13 protein-coding genes are annotated in these 17,253 nt (G+C 70.0%); 4 read left to right on the plus strand and 9 right to left on the minus strand.

Annotation, left to right across the window (positions count from 1 at the left end; all coding sequences use genetic code 11):
- Positions 1-12: 12 nt before the first annotated feature.
- The 4 genes from B2K11_RS10580 to B2K11_RS10595 are packed head-to-tail and all read right to left on the minus strand — an operon-like array spanning position 13 to position 3,993.
- Complete coding sequence (locus tag B2K11_RS10580) at positions 13-1,494, minus strand: cation acetate symporter (protein ID WP_163618242.1); 1,482 nt, start codon at positions 1,492-1,494, stop codon at positions 13-15.
- The gene (locus tag B2K11_RS10585; protein ID WP_239525942.1) at positions 1,491-2,009 is read right to left on the minus strand and encodes a DUF485 domain-containing protein; all 519 of its coding nucleotides are present in this window, start codon (positions 2,007-2,009) and stop codon (positions 1,491-1,493) included. The genes B2K11_RS10580 and B2K11_RS10585 overlap by 4 nt, the downstream gene beginning before the upstream one ends.
- Complete coding sequence (locus B2K11_RS10590; protein WP_163618243.1) at positions 2,006-2,749, minus strand: LytTR family DNA-binding domain-containing protein; 744 nt, start codon at positions 2,747-2,749, stop codon at positions 2,006-2,008. Before B2K11_RS10590 ends, B2K11_RS10585 begins: the two co-directional genes overlap by 4 nt.
- The gene (locus B2K11_RS10595) at positions 2,746-3,993 is read right to left on the minus strand and encodes a histidine kinase (RefSeq protein WP_163618244.1); all 1,248 of its coding nucleotides are present in this window, start codon (positions 3,991-3,993) and stop codon (positions 2,746-2,748) included. Before B2K11_RS10595 ends, B2K11_RS10590 begins: the two co-directional genes overlap by 4 nt.
- Before the next feature lie 197 nt (positions 3,994-4,190).
- Between B2K11_RS10595 and B2K11_RS10600 the strand changes: the two genes are divergently transcribed.
- Complete coding sequence (locus B2K11_RS10600; protein ID WP_163618245.1) at positions 4,191-4,571, plus strand: DUF485 domain-containing protein; 381 nt, start codon at positions 4,191-4,193, stop codon at positions 4,569-4,571.
- Complete coding sequence (locus B2K11_RS10605) at positions 4,571-6,184, plus strand: sodium/solute symporter (RefSeq protein WP_163618246.1); 1,614 nt, start codon at positions 4,571-4,573, stop codon at positions 6,182-6,184. The genes B2K11_RS10600 and B2K11_RS10605 overlap by 1 nt, the downstream gene beginning before the upstream one ends.
- A 396-nt stretch (positions 6,185-6,580) precedes the next feature.
- Here B2K11_RS10605 and B2K11_RS10610 read toward each other — a convergent pair whose 3' ends face one another.
- From B2K11_RS10610 to B2K11_RS10620, 3 genes are all read right to left on the minus strand, one after another.
- The gene (locus B2K11_RS10610; protein ID WP_163618247.1) at positions 6,581-7,153 is read right to left on the minus strand and encodes a YdeI/OmpD-associated family protein; all 573 of its coding nucleotides are present in this window, start codon (positions 7,151-7,153) and stop codon (positions 6,581-6,583) included.
- Between the two features lie 360 nt (positions 7,154-7,513).
- Entirely contained in the window at positions 7,514-9,115 is a 1,602-nt protein-coding gene (locus B2K11_RS10615; RefSeq protein WP_163618248.1) for a DUF5060 domain-containing protein, read from the minus strand.
- 278 nt (positions 9,116-9,393) lie between these two features.
- The gene (locus B2K11_RS10620; RefSeq protein WP_163618249.1) at positions 9,394-12,030 is read right to left on the minus strand and encodes a carbohydrate-binding protein; all 2,637 of its coding nucleotides are present in this window, start codon (positions 12,028-12,030) and stop codon (positions 9,394-9,396) included.
- Between the two features lie 210 nt (positions 12,031-12,240).
- Here B2K11_RS10620 and B2K11_RS10625 point away from each other — a divergent pair, with 210 nt between their 5' ends.
- Positions 12,241-12,945 carry a DUF899 family protein gene (locus B2K11_RS10625; RefSeq protein ID WP_163618250.1) on the plus strand — a complete coding sequence of 235 codons (705 nt, stop codon included), beginning with the start codon at positions 12,241-12,243 and terminating at the stop codon, positions 12,943-12,945.
- Between the two features lie 143 nt (positions 12,946-13,088).
- Complete coding sequence (locus tag B2K11_RS10630; RefSeq protein ID WP_163618251.1) at positions 13,089-14,240, plus strand: DUF4232 domain-containing protein; 1,152 nt, start codon at positions 13,089-13,091, stop codon at positions 14,238-14,240.
- Between the two features lie 81 nt (positions 14,241-14,321).
- Here the strand turns inward: B2K11_RS10630 and B2K11_RS10635 are convergent, their stop codons facing one another.
- Both B2K11_RS10635 and pgi read right to left on the minus strand, forming a co-directional pair.
- Positions 14,322-15,221: a phospholipase gene (locus B2K11_RS10635; RefSeq protein WP_163618252.1), complete on the minus strand. Its 900-nt coding sequence runs from the start codon at positions 15,219-15,221 to the stop codon at positions 14,322-14,324.
- Positions 15,222-15,466: 245 nt separating this feature from the next.
- Positions 15,467-17,164 carry a glucose-6-phosphate isomerase gene (pgi, locus tag B2K11_RS10640; RefSeq protein ID WP_163618253.1) on the minus strand — a complete coding sequence of 566 codons (1,698 nt, stop codon included), beginning with the start codon at positions 17,162-17,164 and terminating at the stop codon, positions 15,467-15,469.
- Positions 17,165-17,253 lie beyond the last annotated feature (89 nt).

A 17,253-nucleotide genomic window follows, 5' to 3' on the forward strand; every position in this document is an offset into this window, starting at 1 on the left:
CGAGGGGCGCGCTCAGCCGTCGAGTCCGAGGCGCCGTGAACCCTCCGGTGCGTGCAGTCGGGCGAGGAACAGGTCGGTGCCGCGCGGGATCCCGCGGCGGTCGCCGCGCGAGACGATCACGATCGCGAGCACCGCGATCGGCACGGTCCACGCCGCCGGCTGCTCGAGGAACGGGCGCAGCGCGGGGAGCCACGCCGACACGATCCCACCCCCGAGGATCGCGACGCCCGACAGCACCGCGCCGGTGAGCATGCCGGCGATGGCGCCTCGCGCCGTGAGGCCGCGCCACCATATGCCCAGCAGGAGGACGGGACACAGCGTCGACGCGGTGAAGGCGAACACGAGTCCCACGCTGCCGGCCAGCCCGGCCGACTCCGTGGCCAGGGCCACGACGAGCGGGACGAACGACGAGAGCACGGCCGCGATGCGGAACCCCCGGACGCTGCCGCCGAGAAGGTCCTGACTGATCACGCCGGCGAGGGAGACGACGAGACCCGACGACGTGGAGAGGAACGCCGCGAACGCGCCGGCGATGACGAGGGCCGTGAGCAGGTCGCCCAGCGGCCCGGCGACCAGTCGGCTCGGCAGGAGCAGGACGAGCGCGTCGGCGTCGCCCGAGGCGGCGAGGTCGGGGGCGAACGCCCGGCCCAGCAGTCCGAACGCCGTGGGGAACAGGTAGAAGACCGAGAGCATCACGAGCACGATCACGGTCGTGCGTCGCGCTGCCACCCCGTCGGGGTTGGTGTAGAAGCGCACCAGCACGTGGGGGAGCCCCAATGTGCCGAGCAGCAGCGCGACCATGAGCGAGATCGTCCGGTACACCTCGAGATCGCCTGGACCGGCACTCGCCGGGAACGCCTCGACGGGCGGCAGGGCGGGCGGCACGTCGCCGACGAGGAGCAGGATCGCCACCACCGGGATCGCGAGCGCCGTGAGCTTCAGCCAGAACTGGAACGCCTGCACGAACGTGATCGACCGCATGCCGCCGGCCGCGACGACGACGGCGACGATCACCGCGACGGCGAGCGAGCCGACCCAGGCGGGGAGGCCGGTGGTGATCCGCACGGTCAGCGCCGCGCCCTGCAGCTGCGGCACGATGTAGAACCAGCCGATGACGATGACGAGCGTGCTCGTCACGCGGCGCGCCCAGACCGAGTCGAGCCGCGCCTCGGTGAAGTCGGGGATCGTGTAGGCGCCCGAGCGGCGCAGCGGGGCGGCGACGAACAGCAGCAGCATGAGATACCCGGCCGTGTAGCCGATCGGGAACCAGAGCGCCGCCGATCCCGTGAGCAGGATGAGGCCCGCGATGCCGAGGAACGACGCCGCCGACAGGTACTCACCGCCGATGGCCGAGGCGTTCCACCACGGCCGCACCGTGCGGCTCGCCACGTAGAAGTCACTCGTCGTGCGGGAGACCCGCAGGCCGTAGAACCCGATGAGCGCCGACACGATCGCGACGGCGGCGATCGCGGTGTAGCCGATGGCGGGGTTCACTCGTCCTCCGTCAGCGACCGGTAGCGTGCCTCGTTGCGCGAAGCCGCACGCAGATAGAGTGCGGCGACCGTGATGGCCAGCGGGTAGACGCCCACGCCGAGCAGCAGCCACGACACCGGCACGCCGAGAACGAACGTGGTGTCGAACGCGGGCACGAAGGCGATCGCCAGCACGAACAGTGCCGTCGCCGCCGCGAATCCGACCGCGAACACGACTCCGAGTCGCAGCTGCGAGCGGATCAGCGAGCGCACGTACACTCCGGCGATGTCGCTCGTCGGCGCATCGGCGGCGTTGCGCGACACCGGCCGGGTCGAGGCGGCGGGCGAGCCGGCGCGCGGCGCGGTCACGCGCACGCGCTCGGGCGGTGCTGCCGCAGCGGATGGCACCGCGCGGTCGGTGGGAGCGTCGTCCGCGGCGGCGTCGGCGTGCGAGCCGGGTGCGTCTCGAGACAGCGGGCCGCCGGCGCGGGAGTCGGACTCTTCGCCGGCGCTGCCGTGCGATGCGCGGGAGGTCATGTCCGCGGCCGGATCGTCGTCGACTCGAGTCGATCACGCAGAGCCGGCAGGAGGCGCCGGCTCACCGGCAGTTCGGCGCCGCCGACCACGACGCTCGGGTGGTCGCCGCCGAGCCGCAGACGCGCGAGGTGAGGGATCGCGACGAGGTACGAGCGGTGGATGCGCACGAACGTGTCGGCCCACTGCCGTTCGAGGTCCGACATCGGCACCCGCACGAGGTAGCTCGCCTCCTCGGTGTGCAGCCGGGCATAGTCGCCCTGCGCCTGCACGTACCGCACCTCGTCGCGTCGGATCATGCGCGTCGTGCCGCCCAGCGTGACGGCGATCATCTCCGGCTGCGCGGATGCCGCGGCATCCGTCGTCGGCGCAGCCTGCGCCTTGATGGCCTCGACGATGCGAGTGACCGAGCGGTGCAGCCGCTCGGTGCGGACCGGCTTCAGCAGATAGTCGACCGCGGCGAGGTCGAAGGCCTCGAGGGCGCTCTCTTCGTCGGCGGTCACGAAGACGAGCGCCGGCCGGCGTTCGAAGCGCTGCAGTGCGCGGGCGAGATCGAAGCCGTTGAGGCCGGGCATGTGGATGTCGAGGAACGCGGCGTCGACGGGCTCGCGCGTGAGGAGCCGGATCGCCTCGGCGCCCGACGCCGCCTGGTGGATGACCCCGATGCGCGCGTCCTGCCCGAGCAGGAATGCGAGCTCGTCGATCGCGGGCTGTTCGTCGTCGGCGATGAGCACGGAGATCACCGTTCCCGCCTCCCTTCGGTGCCGGCAGGAGCGGGGGATGCCGGTGTGCGGCCGGGAGCGGTGGAGGCTGCCGCGACGCGGCCCGGCTGAGACTTCGGCACGCGCATCCGCACCAGGGTGCCGGCGCCCACATTCGTCTCGACGACCAGCCCGTGCTCGTTGCCGTACACCTGTCGCAGGCGGGCGTCCACGTTGCGCAGTCCCACGTGCTGGCCGGTCGCGGCGCCGGCGAGAGCGCGTTCGAGTGCGTCGGGATCGATGCCGACACCGTCGTCCTCGACGCTGATCTCGGCGAAGGCGCCCAGATCGGATGCCTCGATCGTGATGCGCCCGCCACCCTCCTTGCCCTCGAGCCCGTGCCTCACGGCGTTCTCGACGAGTGGCTGGATCGACAGGAACGGCACGACCGTCGAGAGGACCTCCGGGGCGATCTGCAGCGTCACCTTCAGCCGATCGCCGAACCGTGCGCGCTCGAGCTTCAGATAGCTGTCGATCGAACGGAGCTCCTCGGCGACCGTGGTGAAGTCGCCGTGCCGGCGGAACGAGTAGCGCGTGAAGTCGGCGAACTCGAGCACGAGGTCCCGCGCCTTGGCCGGGTCGGTGTTGATGAACGAGGCGATCGCGTTCAGCGAGTTGTAGATGAAGTGCGGGCTGATCTGCGCGCGCAGCGCGCGCACCTCGGCCTCGGCGAGCGCCGCTCTCGAAGCGTCGAGCTCGCCGAGCTCGACCTGCGCCGCGACCCAGTCCGCCACCTCGCCGGTCGCGCGCACGAGACCGGCCCGCACGCGCGGGGCGAAGGCGACGATGGCGCCGGCGGGCGCGCCGCCCGCGAGGATCGGCGCGGCGACGACATCCGTCTCCCGGTCGCCGATCCGGATGCGCCGCTGCAGCTGCGGACGGTTCGAGGCGCGTGCCTCGGCGGCGAGGCGTCCCGCGACCTCACGGACGGCGTCGTCGCCCTCGATCGTGACATGGCCCGCCGGGTCGACGAGAGCGAGGGTCTCGCACCCGAGAAGCGCTCGCAGGTGCCGCCCGGCACGTGTGGCGTCGCCTTCGGCGATGCCGCCCCGGAGGTGCTTGGCCGCCCGGCTCGCGAGGTGAAGCGTCTGGTAGGTCGCCTGCTCGACGTCGGTGCCGAGATCCTTCGAGGTGACCACGATCCGCCGGAGCAGGATGACCACGCCGACCGCGAGCGCCCCGGCGACGGCGCCGGCGGCAGCGGCGAGCAGCATCGACTCGGGCATGCACGCCAGCGTAGCCGCCGTCGTTCCTCGCCGTCGTTCGTCGTCGTCGATCCGCCGTTCGTCGCACCATGAACCCCGTTCACCGACGACGAACGGCGGCCACCCCCGGCCCGCCCGGCCGCGCGCGACCATGGTCGCACTGTCAACGCAGCGGCGCGGCCACGGCCCGCCGACCCCCCCCTCGAAGGAGAGACGTCATGGGCAACGAAGCCCCACGCGCCGCCATAGACCTCGCAGAGGTCGACTACGGCGCGGTCCAATCATCATCTGAGTTCCAACGGCTTCGGCGCACCCACCGGAGCTTCGTCTTCCCCGTTCTGGGCGCTTGTCTCGCCTGGTACTTCGCCTACGTGCTGCTCGCCACCTATGCGCACGACTTCATGTCCACCCGAGTGTTCGGGAGTGTCAACATCGCGATGGTGCTCGGCATGGCCCAGGTGGTCACCACCTTCGCCGTGACGACCTGGTACGTGCACTACGCCAACCGCAACCTCGACCCGCTCGCGGAGGAGATCCGCGACGAGATCGAGACCGGCACCTTCGAGTCAGACGCTCTCAAGAACGAGGAGGCCCGCTGATGCTGCGCTTCGAAGCGGCGAGCACCTCGCCCGGTGAGCCCTGGCTCAACATCGCCATCTTCGGCGCGTTCGTCGCCGTGACGATGGTCATCGTGTTCCGCGCCAGCCGGAACAACAAGACAGCCGCCGATTACTACGCCGCAGGACGGTCGTTCACGGGCGGCCAGAACGGCGCGGCCATCGCCGGCGACTACCTGTCTGCGGCGTCGTTCCTGGGCATCGTCGGCGCGATCGCCATGACGGGGTACGACGGCTTCCTCTACTCGATCGGGTTCCTGGTCGCCTGGCTGGTGGCGCTCCTCCTCGTCGCGGAGCTCCTGCGCAACACGGGCAAGTTCACGATGGCCGATGTGCTGTCGTTCCGCCTCAAGCAGCGTCCGGTTCGCATCGCCGCGGCGACCACGACGCTCGTCGTCTGCTTCTTCTATCTGCTCGCGCAGATGGCGGGTGCCGGTGGCCTGGTGTCGCTGCTGCTCGGCATCGGCGACCAGCTCGGTCAGGCTCTCGTCATCACGGTGGTGGGCGCACTCATGATCCTCTACGTGCTCATCGGCGGCATGAAGGGCACCACGTGGGTGCAGATCATCAAGGCGGTGCTGCTCATCGCGGGCGCCGGTGTGATGACCGTGTGGGTGCTGGCGCTCAACGGGTTCGACTTCTCCGCGCTTCTCGACAAGGCCGTCGCGGTCGCCGAGAACCCCGCGATCCTCGACCCGGGTCTGAAGTACGGCGTGTCGGAGGTCGCGAAGATCGACTTCCTCTCGCTCGGCCTCGCCCTCGTGCTGGGCACGGCCGCACTGCCCCACGTGCTCATGCGGTTCTACACCGTGCCCACGGCCAAGGAGGCGCGCAAGTCGGTGGTCTGGGCCATCTGGCTGATCGGCATCTTCTACGTGTTCACGCTGGTGCTCGGCTATGGCGCGGCCGCCCTCGTCGGCCCGGCGGTCATCGCCGCCGCTCCCGGCGGCCCGAACTCGGCGGCACCGCTGCTCGCGTTCTCGCTCGGCGGACCGCTGCTGCTCGGCCTCATCTCGGCGATCGCGTTCGCGACGATCCTCGCGGTGGTCGCCGGTCTCACCATCACGGCGGCCGCTTCGTTCGCGCACGACATCTATGCGTCGGTCGTGAAGAAGGGCAAGCCCGAGCCGGGAGCCGAGGTCAAGGTCGCGCGCCGCACCGTGGTCATCATCGGCATCGTCGCGATCGTCGGCGGCATCGGTGCGAACGGCCAGAACGTCGCGTTCCTCGTCGCACTCGCCTTCGCCGTCGCGGCGTCGGCCAACCTGCCCACCATCGTGTACTCGCTCTTCTGGAAGCGCTTCACGACGAAGGGCGCCCTGTGGAGCATGTACGGCGGTCTCACCTCGGCGATCCTGCTCATCGTGTTCTCGCCGGTCGTGTCGGGCTCTGAGACGTCGATGCTGAAGACCGAGGCGATCAACTTCGCCTGGTTCCCGCTGTCGAACCCGGGCATCATCTCGATCCCGCTCGCCTTCCTGCTGGGCTGGATCGTGAGCGTGCTCGACAAGACCCCCGAGGACGCGGCGAAGCAGTCCGAGATGGAGGTGCGCTCGCTCACCGGCATCGGTGCAGAGAAGGCGGTCAACCACTAGAAGTCCCCGCGGATGCGAGGGCCGGTCGGGTTCCCCGACCGGCCCTTGCTCGTGCGGCCGTGCGGGTCAAAAGGCTGGTCAAGCCGGGTTTCTGTGGATAACTGCCGGGGAGCGTGTGGTTCGCCCTGGCTGTGGAGGAGAGGCGTTGATCGAGGGCAAGAGTAAGGGCCGGTCGGAGAGGCTACCGACCGGCCCTTGTCCCTTGCACCAAGAGTGTCCTGCAATCACATGCCGGTAGCTGCCACAGCAAAACAACTACCGTGCATGAACTCTATAACGGCGAGGTAACGAAGGGAAGGGTCTGTCGTTATCTTTTTGTGATTCATTTCCTGTGAGTCTGCCTACCCCCGCCGGAAGCCTGTGCGGCGGTGATTGGTGAGACCACCGAAGGTCGCGTCAGTGGATCGACTCGCCCCGCTTGAGCATCTCGACGTATTGGGTGACGCGGGCAGCACGTGACTCGGAGCGCTTGAGGTTCCCCACGCGGAAGGCCATCGCGAACCGGTTCTGCGCGGACTGCGCGGCGAACGCAGCGGCGACCTGGGGGTCGGCATCGAAGGCCTCCTGCAACTCGGCGGGGAGGTCGCCGTCGCGCTGGCGGTAGGCGGCATCCCAGCGTCCGTCCGCTTTCGCCCGATCGATCTCGTGCTGGCCCGCGGGCCGCATCCGGCCTTCCTCGATCAGTCGCGTCACGTGCCCGATGTTGACCTTCGACCAGATGCTGCGCGGGCGTCGCGGAGTGAACGACTGCAGGAAGTAGTGGGCGTCGAGCGATTGCTTCTGCCCGTCGATCCATCCGAAGCACAGTGCGACGTCGAGCGCTTCGGCGTACGTGATCCCTGGCTTGGCGGTCGCCGTCTTGCGCAGCCGCAGCCGAACCCCGGCGGGGTCAGGGGCGGATTCCAGCCAGCGCTCCCACTCCGCCACCGTGTCGACGTGCAGCTCCGGCTTCTCGGCGTGACTGGCCATGGCGAAATGCTAGTCCGCGCGCGTCACCGAACCGGCCGAGATGGATGCCGCGAAGCCGCCCTCTCGGCTCCGATCCAGGCCCACTCGTACTCGTCGTCGTTGCTGTGGGCCCACGTCGCCCCTCCGTCGGTCGAGCGATGAGCGCCGGGCACCCCGTCGCGCGAGGAGGGCGTCGCGCAGGTCCTCGATCGACGCGCTGAGGAGCTCGCCGCGGCCGACGGCACGTCCGGACCCTGAGTGCGCCCGAACGTCTGACCGGGGTGAGGGGCGATCGACGGCACCCGCCGCCGACCGACCCCCCGCCCAGCTACGGATAGGCGACGTCTGTTCGCGCGTTCCCGCAGTGTCCGGGATGTCTCCTCACACCCGGGTGAATCTGACCGCGATCCACTGCTTGCCCGGCAGAGAGATCGCGGGACGAGCCGGATCCTGAGCGCCCCGGGGGACCTTCGCCATGTTGAACACGCCGGCGGGCGTGATCGTCATATTCCAGGTGTCGATGATGTCGACGTTGTACGACCGCCCGGCACCGCTCGGCAGCACGGCATCCCACTCGGTCGGCGCGCTCTCGCCGAAATAGCGCATGTAGTACTGGCTGTCGACTCCGGCGATGTCGTAGTCCCAGTCGGGCTGCAGCGCGTCGATGCCGGGAGCCGGGCCGTCCTCCATGATCTGCTTGAGGAAGGCCAGTCGCGGGGCGCTCGTGCCGTTCAGCGTGCCGCCCTGTCCGAGCCAGGAGATGCTGGGCTTCTGCTCGGGGTTGAGGGTCTCGCCATGCCCGCAGTAGGTGCCGCCGACGAAGGTGTTCCAGAACCGGTGCGTCATCTGCTCGCCGGAGAGCTGACCCCAGCGCTCGCTGATGTTGCCCTCGTAGGCGACCTCGTCGAAGATCACGGGCTTCAGGGCGAACTGGCGGTGGAAATGCGCGCGCAGGCCGTCCAGTGCGGCGCCCGAGCTCTGGATGCTCGCGTGCGTGATCCACGCCTTGCGTGCGTCGTAGTAGATGTTCTTGTTGTGGATCGAGCGCAGTCTGCTGTGCGGATCCGCTGCCTGGAGGACCTGGAGCAGGTGGTCCCAGTCCTCGAGCGTCTTGGTCTCGTTGTCGTCGTACTCATTCGCCATCGACCACCACACGTTGCGGTACGCGCCGAAACGGGCGGCGACGTAGCGCACGTACCGTTCGTCGTCGGCGCGCTTCATGTCGGAGTAGCCGCGAGCGGGGTCGTATGGCTGGAACAGGACCACGTCGGCCTGGATCCCGAGTTCGAGCAGCCGCTGGATGCGGGTCTCATACCGACGGAAGTAGGCGGGATCGATGCGCGTCGGGTCCCAGTCCCTGGGCCCGGTGCCCGTGCGCACGAAGGGATCGGTCGCGACCGCGGGCACGTTGGGGAACACGAGCATGCGGATCTTGTTGAACGGCGACGTGCTGAGGGTGTTCAGGGTCAGCTCGCACTTCTCATCCGATTGGAGCGCCCACGAGTAGGACGTCGTGCCGATCTGGCGGAAGGGCGACCCGTCGGCGTAGACGAAGTGGTACCCGCCTGGCACGACCTGCACCGGACCGTGGTTGCCCGCGGACGGTTCCACGACGGTGAGGCGTCCGGAGTTCCGCAGCGCCGGCAGGTTGCTGTCGACCGTCCACGTCCATTCGCCCGTCTGCGGAGGCGAGAAGCGCACGCGGAACGTCCCGTCGCCGTCGTAGAACCCGGGCACAGTGATCGTCTGCCCCGCGCCTTGGTACACGGCGGCCAGCGTGACGTCGACGTATGGGTTCCCCTTGTCGGGACCGCGCAGCACGATCTCGTGCATTCCCCAGCGCTCAACCGTCTTGGGGTTCGCCGACGTGTCGCCCTGCGTCACCGGCATGGTCGCCGCCGTTGCGGGACCGGCGCCGCCGATCGCTGCGGCGGCTCCCAGGATCGCGGCGCCCGTCAGGACCGTTCGTCGTGTGATCTCCATCGATCATCCTCCAGATGACTTTTCGAGGTGGATTGCTTTCCTGTCCAGCCTATGAACGAAGTGACTATTCTCGCTACCCCGCATAAACATGCACTGCTGGAACCGGGCACACCCCGGACGGTCCTGCTGCTCGCGAATGCGCGCCATCCGACGTGCGTGGTTGCTTTTCGCGTGGAGCTGCAGCGGGTTCGGACGGAGCACGTGGCGGCGCTCGCCGAGTTCCCTCGGGCCGTCGAGTGCGGTCGCCGGCACTCCCGCCGGCGACCGCCCCGCTTCTCTCAGCCGATCCGCTCCCAGGGGCCGTTCTTCTTGGCTCCCGGTTCGTCGCCGCGCGTCGACCACTTCGCGCGCCAAATGCCGTCATCCCTCCAGACGACGTCTCCGTTGTCGAAGATGCGCGACGCCGTCCAGACGGCGACCCCGGTCGGAGTCGCGGTGACCTCCTGCCACGCCCCGTTCTTCTTCGACCCCGGCGCCTCGCCCTTCGTCCACCAGGACGCCGCCCACACGGCGCCGTCGAACGTCACGACGTCGCCCTCGTCGTATACCGCGGTCGACGACCACGTCGGGGGCGCGGTCGCAGCGGTGTCGTCGCCGACCACGATGCCGCGGCCGTTCGTCGCGATGTAGACGCGCCCGAAGACATCGGGGTCGCCCTCGATGTCGGCGCCGATCCAGCCCCACTCGTGCTCGTCGTCGTTGATGCGCGCCCACGTCGCACCGTCGTCGGTGGACCGGTAAACGCCGCGCACTCCGTCGCGAGAGGCGGCGGTGTAGATCGCGGGGCTCGTCGCACCGGGTGCCGCCTTGCCGAAGCCGACGGTGTCGGCCTCGTCGAATCCGGCGATCGCGGCCCAGGTCGAGCCGCCGTCCCTCGAGTGCCAGAGGCCGTAGGCGCCGCCCTCGTCGGACCCGCCGGCGAGCCACACGTCGCCGATGGCGCCCGGCGTCGCGCCGAAGCGCACCGGACCCTCGGTCGGCAGCGCACCGCTGCTCACGGCGGCGAAGCTCGCTCCGCCGTCGCCGGACCGGTAGAACACGCCGCCCGCGAAGGCGTACACCCGCGACGCGTCGACGCGGTCGCTCTCGACGCGTGCGCCCGCGGGCAGCCCCGCGACGTCTGCGAAGGTCACGCCGCCATCGGCCGAGTGCCGTACGGCCGCGCCATCGGGCGCCCACACGATGCCCGATCCGTCGGCGGTCACGGTGACGGTGCCCGATCCGCTCGCTCCCTCCGCCACGGGCGAGGTGACCCACGAGACGCCCGAGTCGACGGATGCCGCGACCACGCGCGCGCCGCCGCCGTCGGTGCCGGCGCGCACGATGACGTTGGGCGCGAGGCCTGCGGCATCCACGCTCGTGCCTCCGCCGAAGTACGGCGCACGGAAGCTCTGCGGAACGGTGCCGAGGTCGTCGTGGACGAAGCCGCCGAGATCGAGCATCGCCGACACGAGGTCGACGTCGCCGGCCGGTGCCACGAGATCCTGGATGGCCGTCTCCTCAATGCCGAACGCCTCGGGAGCCAGGTGGATGACGCTACCGGGCTCGTCCCAGGCGGTCAGGTCATCGCTGCGGTAGATGGTCGCGCCTGTGCCGTACATCAGCTCGTCGGAGTCGAACGGGTCGATCTCGAGCGCCGACACCATCCAGCCGAGCTTCGGTGCGGGCTCGGACCAGGGCACCGGGCTGCCGGGCTCCTTGCCGAACGTCAGCCAGGGCACCTCATCGACGGACTGCGAATAGCGCGGGTTGAGGGTGGTGCTGCCGTCCGCGCCGTAGGCGTACTCCCAGATCGGGCTCCAGGTCTGGCCGCGGTCGGTCGAACGGAAGATCAGGATGTCGGGCCACCACTGGATCTGCGACGCGACCATGATCGTGTCGGGGTCGCTCTTGTCGACCGTGAGTCCGCCGAACCCGAAGTCGACGCCCACCGGCCGGTAGGTCGGTGTGATGTTCGTCCACGAGCCGTCGTCGAGGCCGTAGCGCCACACCTCGCCGTCGGAGCCGTCGTAGGGTCCCGACGTGTTGCTCGTCGTGAGATAGAGGAAGCGGCCGGCCTCATCGATCACGCCGTGATGCGGCAGGAACCCCGTCGGAGCACCCGCCACTGGAGCCCACGTGGCGCCCGCGTCGTCGGAGCGGTAGAGGATGTCGTCGGTATCGGCCACCGCCGTGAAGACCGTCTGCGTCGGGGATCCGGCATCCGTCGATGACGTGTCGAACGCCGTCCACAGCACGCCGAGATTCTGCATCAGGTACGAGTTGCCCGAGCCGGCGTCGGGCACGAAGTCGCCCGCGTTGGGGAAGGAGTCGACGCGGGAGAACGTCACGCCCGCGTCCGTCGACCGCCAGAGACCCTGGCCCTGTTCGGCGCCGTAGTAGAGCACATCGTTGTCGCTGGGGTCGACCTGCAGCCGCTCGCCGATGCCGCGTCCGGGCATGTTGCCGCCGACCTTGAAGGGGAGGGGCGCGGCGTCCCAGGTGGCACCGTAGTCGTACGAGCGGAGGATGGCGCCGTTGTTCGGGTCCCACTCGTTCGTGTACATGCCCGTCGCCACGTAGACGCGGCTGGTGTCGACCGGGTCGGTGGCGAGGCTGAGCACGCCCAGCCGGTTCCAGTCGTCCCAGCCGACGTGGTCGAGCAGGGGCACCCACTCGTCGGTGTCGCGGTCGAGCCGGTAAGCGCCGCCGATGTCGGTGCGCGCGTAGACCAGGCCCGGCTCCGTCTGGTTGTAGACGATGCCCGGCACGTATCCGCCGCCCGAGATGGCCGCGTTCGACCATTCGTAATCGGTCGCGGGCGCGCTCGCAGGCGGCGTCGGCTCCTGCGTCGCGGTGGCGGGGGCGGCGATCGCCAGCGGGACGACGACGCCGGTCGCGACGACGAGTCCGACGGCTGAACGTCTGAATCTCACGATGAAACACTCCTGTCGTGTTCGGTGATGGTCTTCTTCGACCGTTCGCGACGATATCGAAGCGCTTCGAACAGTCGAGGATCCCGAGCAAGTTCTTCGCTTCCGGCTCGTGAGGCGCGACGGGCACCGCCTGTCGACGCGTGACCCCTTGACGCCGGCATCCAGATGTGTACAGTGTGAACATACGCACTCGCACACTCGGAGGTTCCGATGCAGAGCACGACCCAGCTAGCCCTTCCGCCCGTCGTCGACGCCGAGACGTGGCGCCGCGAACTCGCCGAATTGCGCGTCCGCGAGAAGGCCGCCACGCGCGAGCTCGATGCGATCGCCGCGCAGCGGCGGCGGCTGCCGATGGTGGAGCTGCCGGCGTACACGCTCGTGGGCAAGGACGGGCCTGTGCGCCTGGCCGACGTCTTCGAGGGCAAGTCGCAGCTCATCGTCTACAACCACATGTGGTTCGAGGGCAAGGAATGGCACTGCCCCGGCTGCACCGGGTTCACTTCGCAGTACACGCGTCTCGACTTCCTCGAGGCGTACGACGCCCGCTTCGTGATCGTGACGCAGGGGCCGATCGACGAGGCGCTGGCGTACAAGGAGAAGACCGGCAACCGCATGGAGTGGTACTCGACGGCCGACAGCCCGTTCGGCGCCGACATGGACGCGCCAGCGGGCGGCGGCTTCGCAGTGAACGTCTTCCTCCGCGACGGCGACACCGTGTACCGCACGTGGCACACGAACGGCCGTGGCACCGAACAGCTGAGCCACACGTTCCCCCTGATCGACCTGCTGCCGTACGGCCGTCAGGAGGACTGGCAGGACTCGCCCGAGGGATGGCCGAAGTCCGCGGCCTACGACGGCTGGTTCACGTCGCAGAAGATCGGCGAGCTGTACGGGCCCGGTCCGGCTCAGGACTGAGAGCGACGGATGCCGCGCCCGGCGAGCGCGGCCGGGTGAAGCGCCTCCCGCACGGGCAGGGACGTCCGGGCGCGGTGCCGGGACGTCCGAGCGACGCGCCGGCGTTTCGCGGATGGGGGCGGGGCTCGCCAGTATGAGAGGCGATGCGCACTCTCACCACTGGCCGCCTGCTCGCATCGAGCGCGCTCGCCGCGGCACTCTGGATCCTCGTCGTCGGCGCCCGATGGGTGTTCTCGCAGCTCCCCGGCGGGGCCGCCCAGGTCGGCAACCTCGTGCCCGACCTCGTTTCGCCGTCGCTCCTGTGGGGTCCGGTCGGCGGATGGCTGATCGTGATCGTACTGGGCGGCGCGCTCGCCGTCGCGCTCTGCCATGCGCTGTTCACCGCGCTCGCGGCACGCCACGGAGCGCTCCTCGTCGGCGCGTGGTTCGCGGCCGTCGCCGCAGGCGCGCTCGTCGGACTCGCCGTCGACGTCGCCTCCGCGTGGAGCTCCGTCGCGATGTCCGGACCCCGCGGACTCCTGGTGGGCGAGTTCGGCGCGTCGGCAGCGGCGGGCGCCCTCTGGGGTCTGGTCGTGGGATGGATGCCGGGCCTCGTCGCCCGCGTGCCCGCCCCGGCACCCGCAGAATCCGGTGCGGCGCCGCAGGCCCGGCGTCCCGTCTGGCTCCTGCCGGCGGCGGCCGTCGCAGTCGTGGCGGTGGTCGCGGGCGGGGTCTTGGCCGACCAGGCGCGCACGGCCGCGATCCAGGCCGAGGTCGACGCCCAACGCGAGATCGAAGCGCAGAACACCTTCGGCGCGCTGCCCGACCCGAACGCACCGGGGGCCCCGGTGCCCACGGCGGCTCCGGCATCCGGCGATCTCGACCCGCAGTGGTGCACGCCCGACAAGGCGACCCTGCTCAAGGGCGAGCCCGATGCGGCCACCGGGCATCGGGGCATGCCGATCCGGCTCGTGAACTTCTCCGAGGAGCCGTGCGTGATCGAGGGCTACCCCGACGTCGCGTTCGAGGACCAGAACCGCCACCTGCTCGCGGTCACCCTCGAGCAGGGCGGGTCCTTCATGACGCAGGACCCCGGCCCGCAGCGCATCGAGGTGCCCGCAGGCGGGTACGCCGTGACCCTCCTCGGGTGGGACGCCGCCTCGCCGCATGGCGCGCTGGTGACGAAGACGGTCCACGCCGCGCCCACCGCCGGCATGACCCGCGGCTCGTGGCCGATCGAGCTCGACATCGTGGAGGGCTCGACGGTCGCGATCACCGCGTGGGCGCTCGACCCGAACCCGTTCCCCTCGGAATGACAAAACGCGGATGCCGCACCCGGCCGGGTGCGGCATCCGCGTCTCGATTCACACGCTCGCTCGATGACCGAGCGGCGCGGATCAGTACCAGTCGGTGGCCTGCGAGTGACCCCACGCCGCGCACGGGGCGCCGTAGACGCGCTCGATGTAGTCGAGGCCCCACGCGATCTGCGTGGTCGCGTTGCTCTGCCAGTCGGCGCCGAAGGTGGCCATCTTGTTGCCGGGCAGCGACTGGGGAATGCCGGTCGCGCCGCTGCCGGAGTTGTAGGCCTGGTAGTTCCAGTCCGACTCCTTGTCCCACAGTGAGTCGAGGCACGAGAACTGGCCGTCGCCCCAGCCGTACTGCGAGGCGGCCATCTGGCGCGCGGTCGCCTTGGCGCCGTCGACGGTGTTCGCGGCAGCGAGCGCGGCGGCGGCCGCTGCGGCGGCCTCGGCCTGGCGCTGCGCCTCGGCTGCGGCGGCCGCGGCAGCGGCGGCTGCCGCTTCTTCGGCGGCCTTCTGCGCCTTGGCAGCGGCGAGGTGCTCGCGCAGTTCGGCGACGCGCACCGAGATCTTGTCGGTCACGCCGGCCGCGTCGGCCGCGAGGCCGGGCACCAGGAGCATGGGCACGACGTCGAGCTTCGACAGTCGCTCGGTCGCCTCCTCGAGCGGGGCGGTGTCGACCGACGTGTCGGCCACGCCGAGATCGAGACCGGACGTGGCGATGTCGGAGGTCAGCGCGGCCGCCTCGGTGAGTGTGACACGGGCGGTGAGCAGCGTGCCCTGCGCGTCGACACGGATGTCGCGGAGGGTCTCGGCGGTGGCTTCGGGAGCCGCGGCCGAGGCGATGGCCGACGCGGCCAGCGGTGCGGCGGCCGCCAGAGTCGGGGAGGCCAGGGTGAGGCCTGCGGTGACGACGACGCCGAGGGCGGCGCCGGCGGCGACCGTGGGAATGAGGAAGCGGCGGCGGCGGGCAGTCGTGTGTGACGTATCTGAATGCATGACGAACGTACGATCCTTCGGGTTGCGCGCCGCGGGAATCGGCGCCGTGCGCCGTCGGGTCGGACGCACAAGCCCCCGAGTCTGCCTCATGCCGTCTGAGCGACTCCCGGTGTTTTCCTGGACGAATCGTGGGAGCGGTTTTCCCCGAAAGGCCTGATCCGAGGCACGGGAAGGCCGCTGCCGCCGTCACGACGAAGGGGGAGGATGCCGGGAATCCGGCATCCTCCCCCTTCCAGGCCGAGGCGCTACACCGTGCGGTGCGCGGCGTAATAGGCGAGGAGCGCGCGGGTCGAGGCGTCCTGCGCGGCGATCGCCGACTCGTCGCCCTCGATGGCCGGAGCGATCTGCAGCGCGAGCTGCTTGCCGAGCTCGACACCCCACTGATCGAACGAGTTCACGCCCCAGATCACGCCCTGTGTGAAGGTGATGTGCTCGTAGAGAGCCACCAGCTGGCCGAGCACCGACGGGGTCAGCGCGGGCGCGAAGATCGACGTCGTCGGCTTGTTGCCGGCGAAGGTGCGGGCGGCGACGAGCGCGCCCGTGGTGCCCTCGCTCTCGACCTCTTCGGCGGTCTTGCCGAACGCCAGCGCCTTGGTCTGCGCGAGGAAGTTCGACAGGAACAGCCCGTGCACGTCGCGGCCGTCGTCGGCCAGCGGATAAGCCGGGTTCGCGAACGCGATGAAGTCGGCGGGGATGAGGCGCGTGCCCTGGTGGATCAGCTGGTAGAACGCGTGCTGGCCGTTGGTGCCCGGCTCGCCCCAGAACACCTCGCCGGTGTCGGTGGTGACCGGGGAGCCGTCCCAGCGCACCGACTTGCCGTTGGACTCCATCGTGAGCTGCTGCAGGTAGGCGGCGAAGCGGCTCAGCTGCTGCGCGTACGGCAGCACCGCGTGCGACTGCGCTCCGAGGAAGTTCGAGTACCAGACGTTCAGCAGGCCCATCAGCACCGGCACGTTCCGTTCGAGCGGGGTCGTGCGGACGTGCTCGTCGACGGCGTGGAAGCCGGCGAGCAGCTCTCGGAAGACATCGGGGCCGAGCTCGATCATGAGCGACAGCCCGATGGCAGAATCGACGGAGTAGCGGCCGCCGACCCAGTCCCAGAACCCGAAGGCGTTCACGGGGTCGATGCCGAAGGCGGCGACCTTGTCGAGCGCGGTCGAGACGGCGACGAAGTGGTGGGCGACGGCATCCGTCTTCTGCTCGTCACTGAGCCCCGTCGCAGCGCCGTCGATCGCACCCGATGCCTCGAGACCGGACCACAGCCAGTCGCGGGCGAGTCGCGCGTTGGTGAGGGTCTCGAGGGTCGTGAACGTCTTCGACGCGACGATGAACAGCGTCGTCTCGGGGTCGAGGCCCTTCGTCTTCTGCGCGAGGTCGGTCGGGTCGATGTTCGAGACGAACCGAGCCTCGATGCCGGCGGTCGCGTAGGGCTCGAGGGCCGCCGAGATCATGACGGGGCCGAGGTCGGAGCCGCCGATGCCGATGTTGACGATGTGCGTGACCTTCTTGCCTGTCACGCCCGTCCACTCGCCGTTGCGCACGCGGGTCGCGAACTCCGTCATCGCGGTCAGCACCGACTGCACGTCGGTGTCGATGTCCTGCCCGTCGACGACGAGGGCGGGTTCCGCGCCCGGCGGGCGGCGCAGCGCGGTGTGGAGCACGGCACGATCCTCGGTGGTGTTGATGTGCTCGCCCGCGATCATGGCGGCGTAGCGTTCGGCGACGCCGGTCTGTTCGGCGAGACGCACGAGGGCGGCGAGGATCGCGTCGGTCACGAGGTTCTTCGACAGGTCGACGTGCAGGTCGGCGAGCTCGAAGCTCAGCCGCTCGGCACGACGCGGGTCGATCGCGAACCAATCGCGCAGATCGGGGGTGAACGAGTCGCGGATCGAGCTGAGCTCGGTCCACGCGGACGTGGTGGTGGCATCGACGGGAGCGGTCACGCCCCCTAAAGTACCCGCGCCGATGCGCGCGTTGGTTACGCGTTACTCACCGGCGGTCGGTGTTCGTTGTGAGCGCGCCTACCCTTGAG

It is taken from the genome of Microbacterium sp. B35-30 (assembly GCF_010634855.1).
GTDB lineage: Bacteria > Actinomycetota > Actinomycetes > Actinomycetales > Microbacteriaceae > Microbacterium.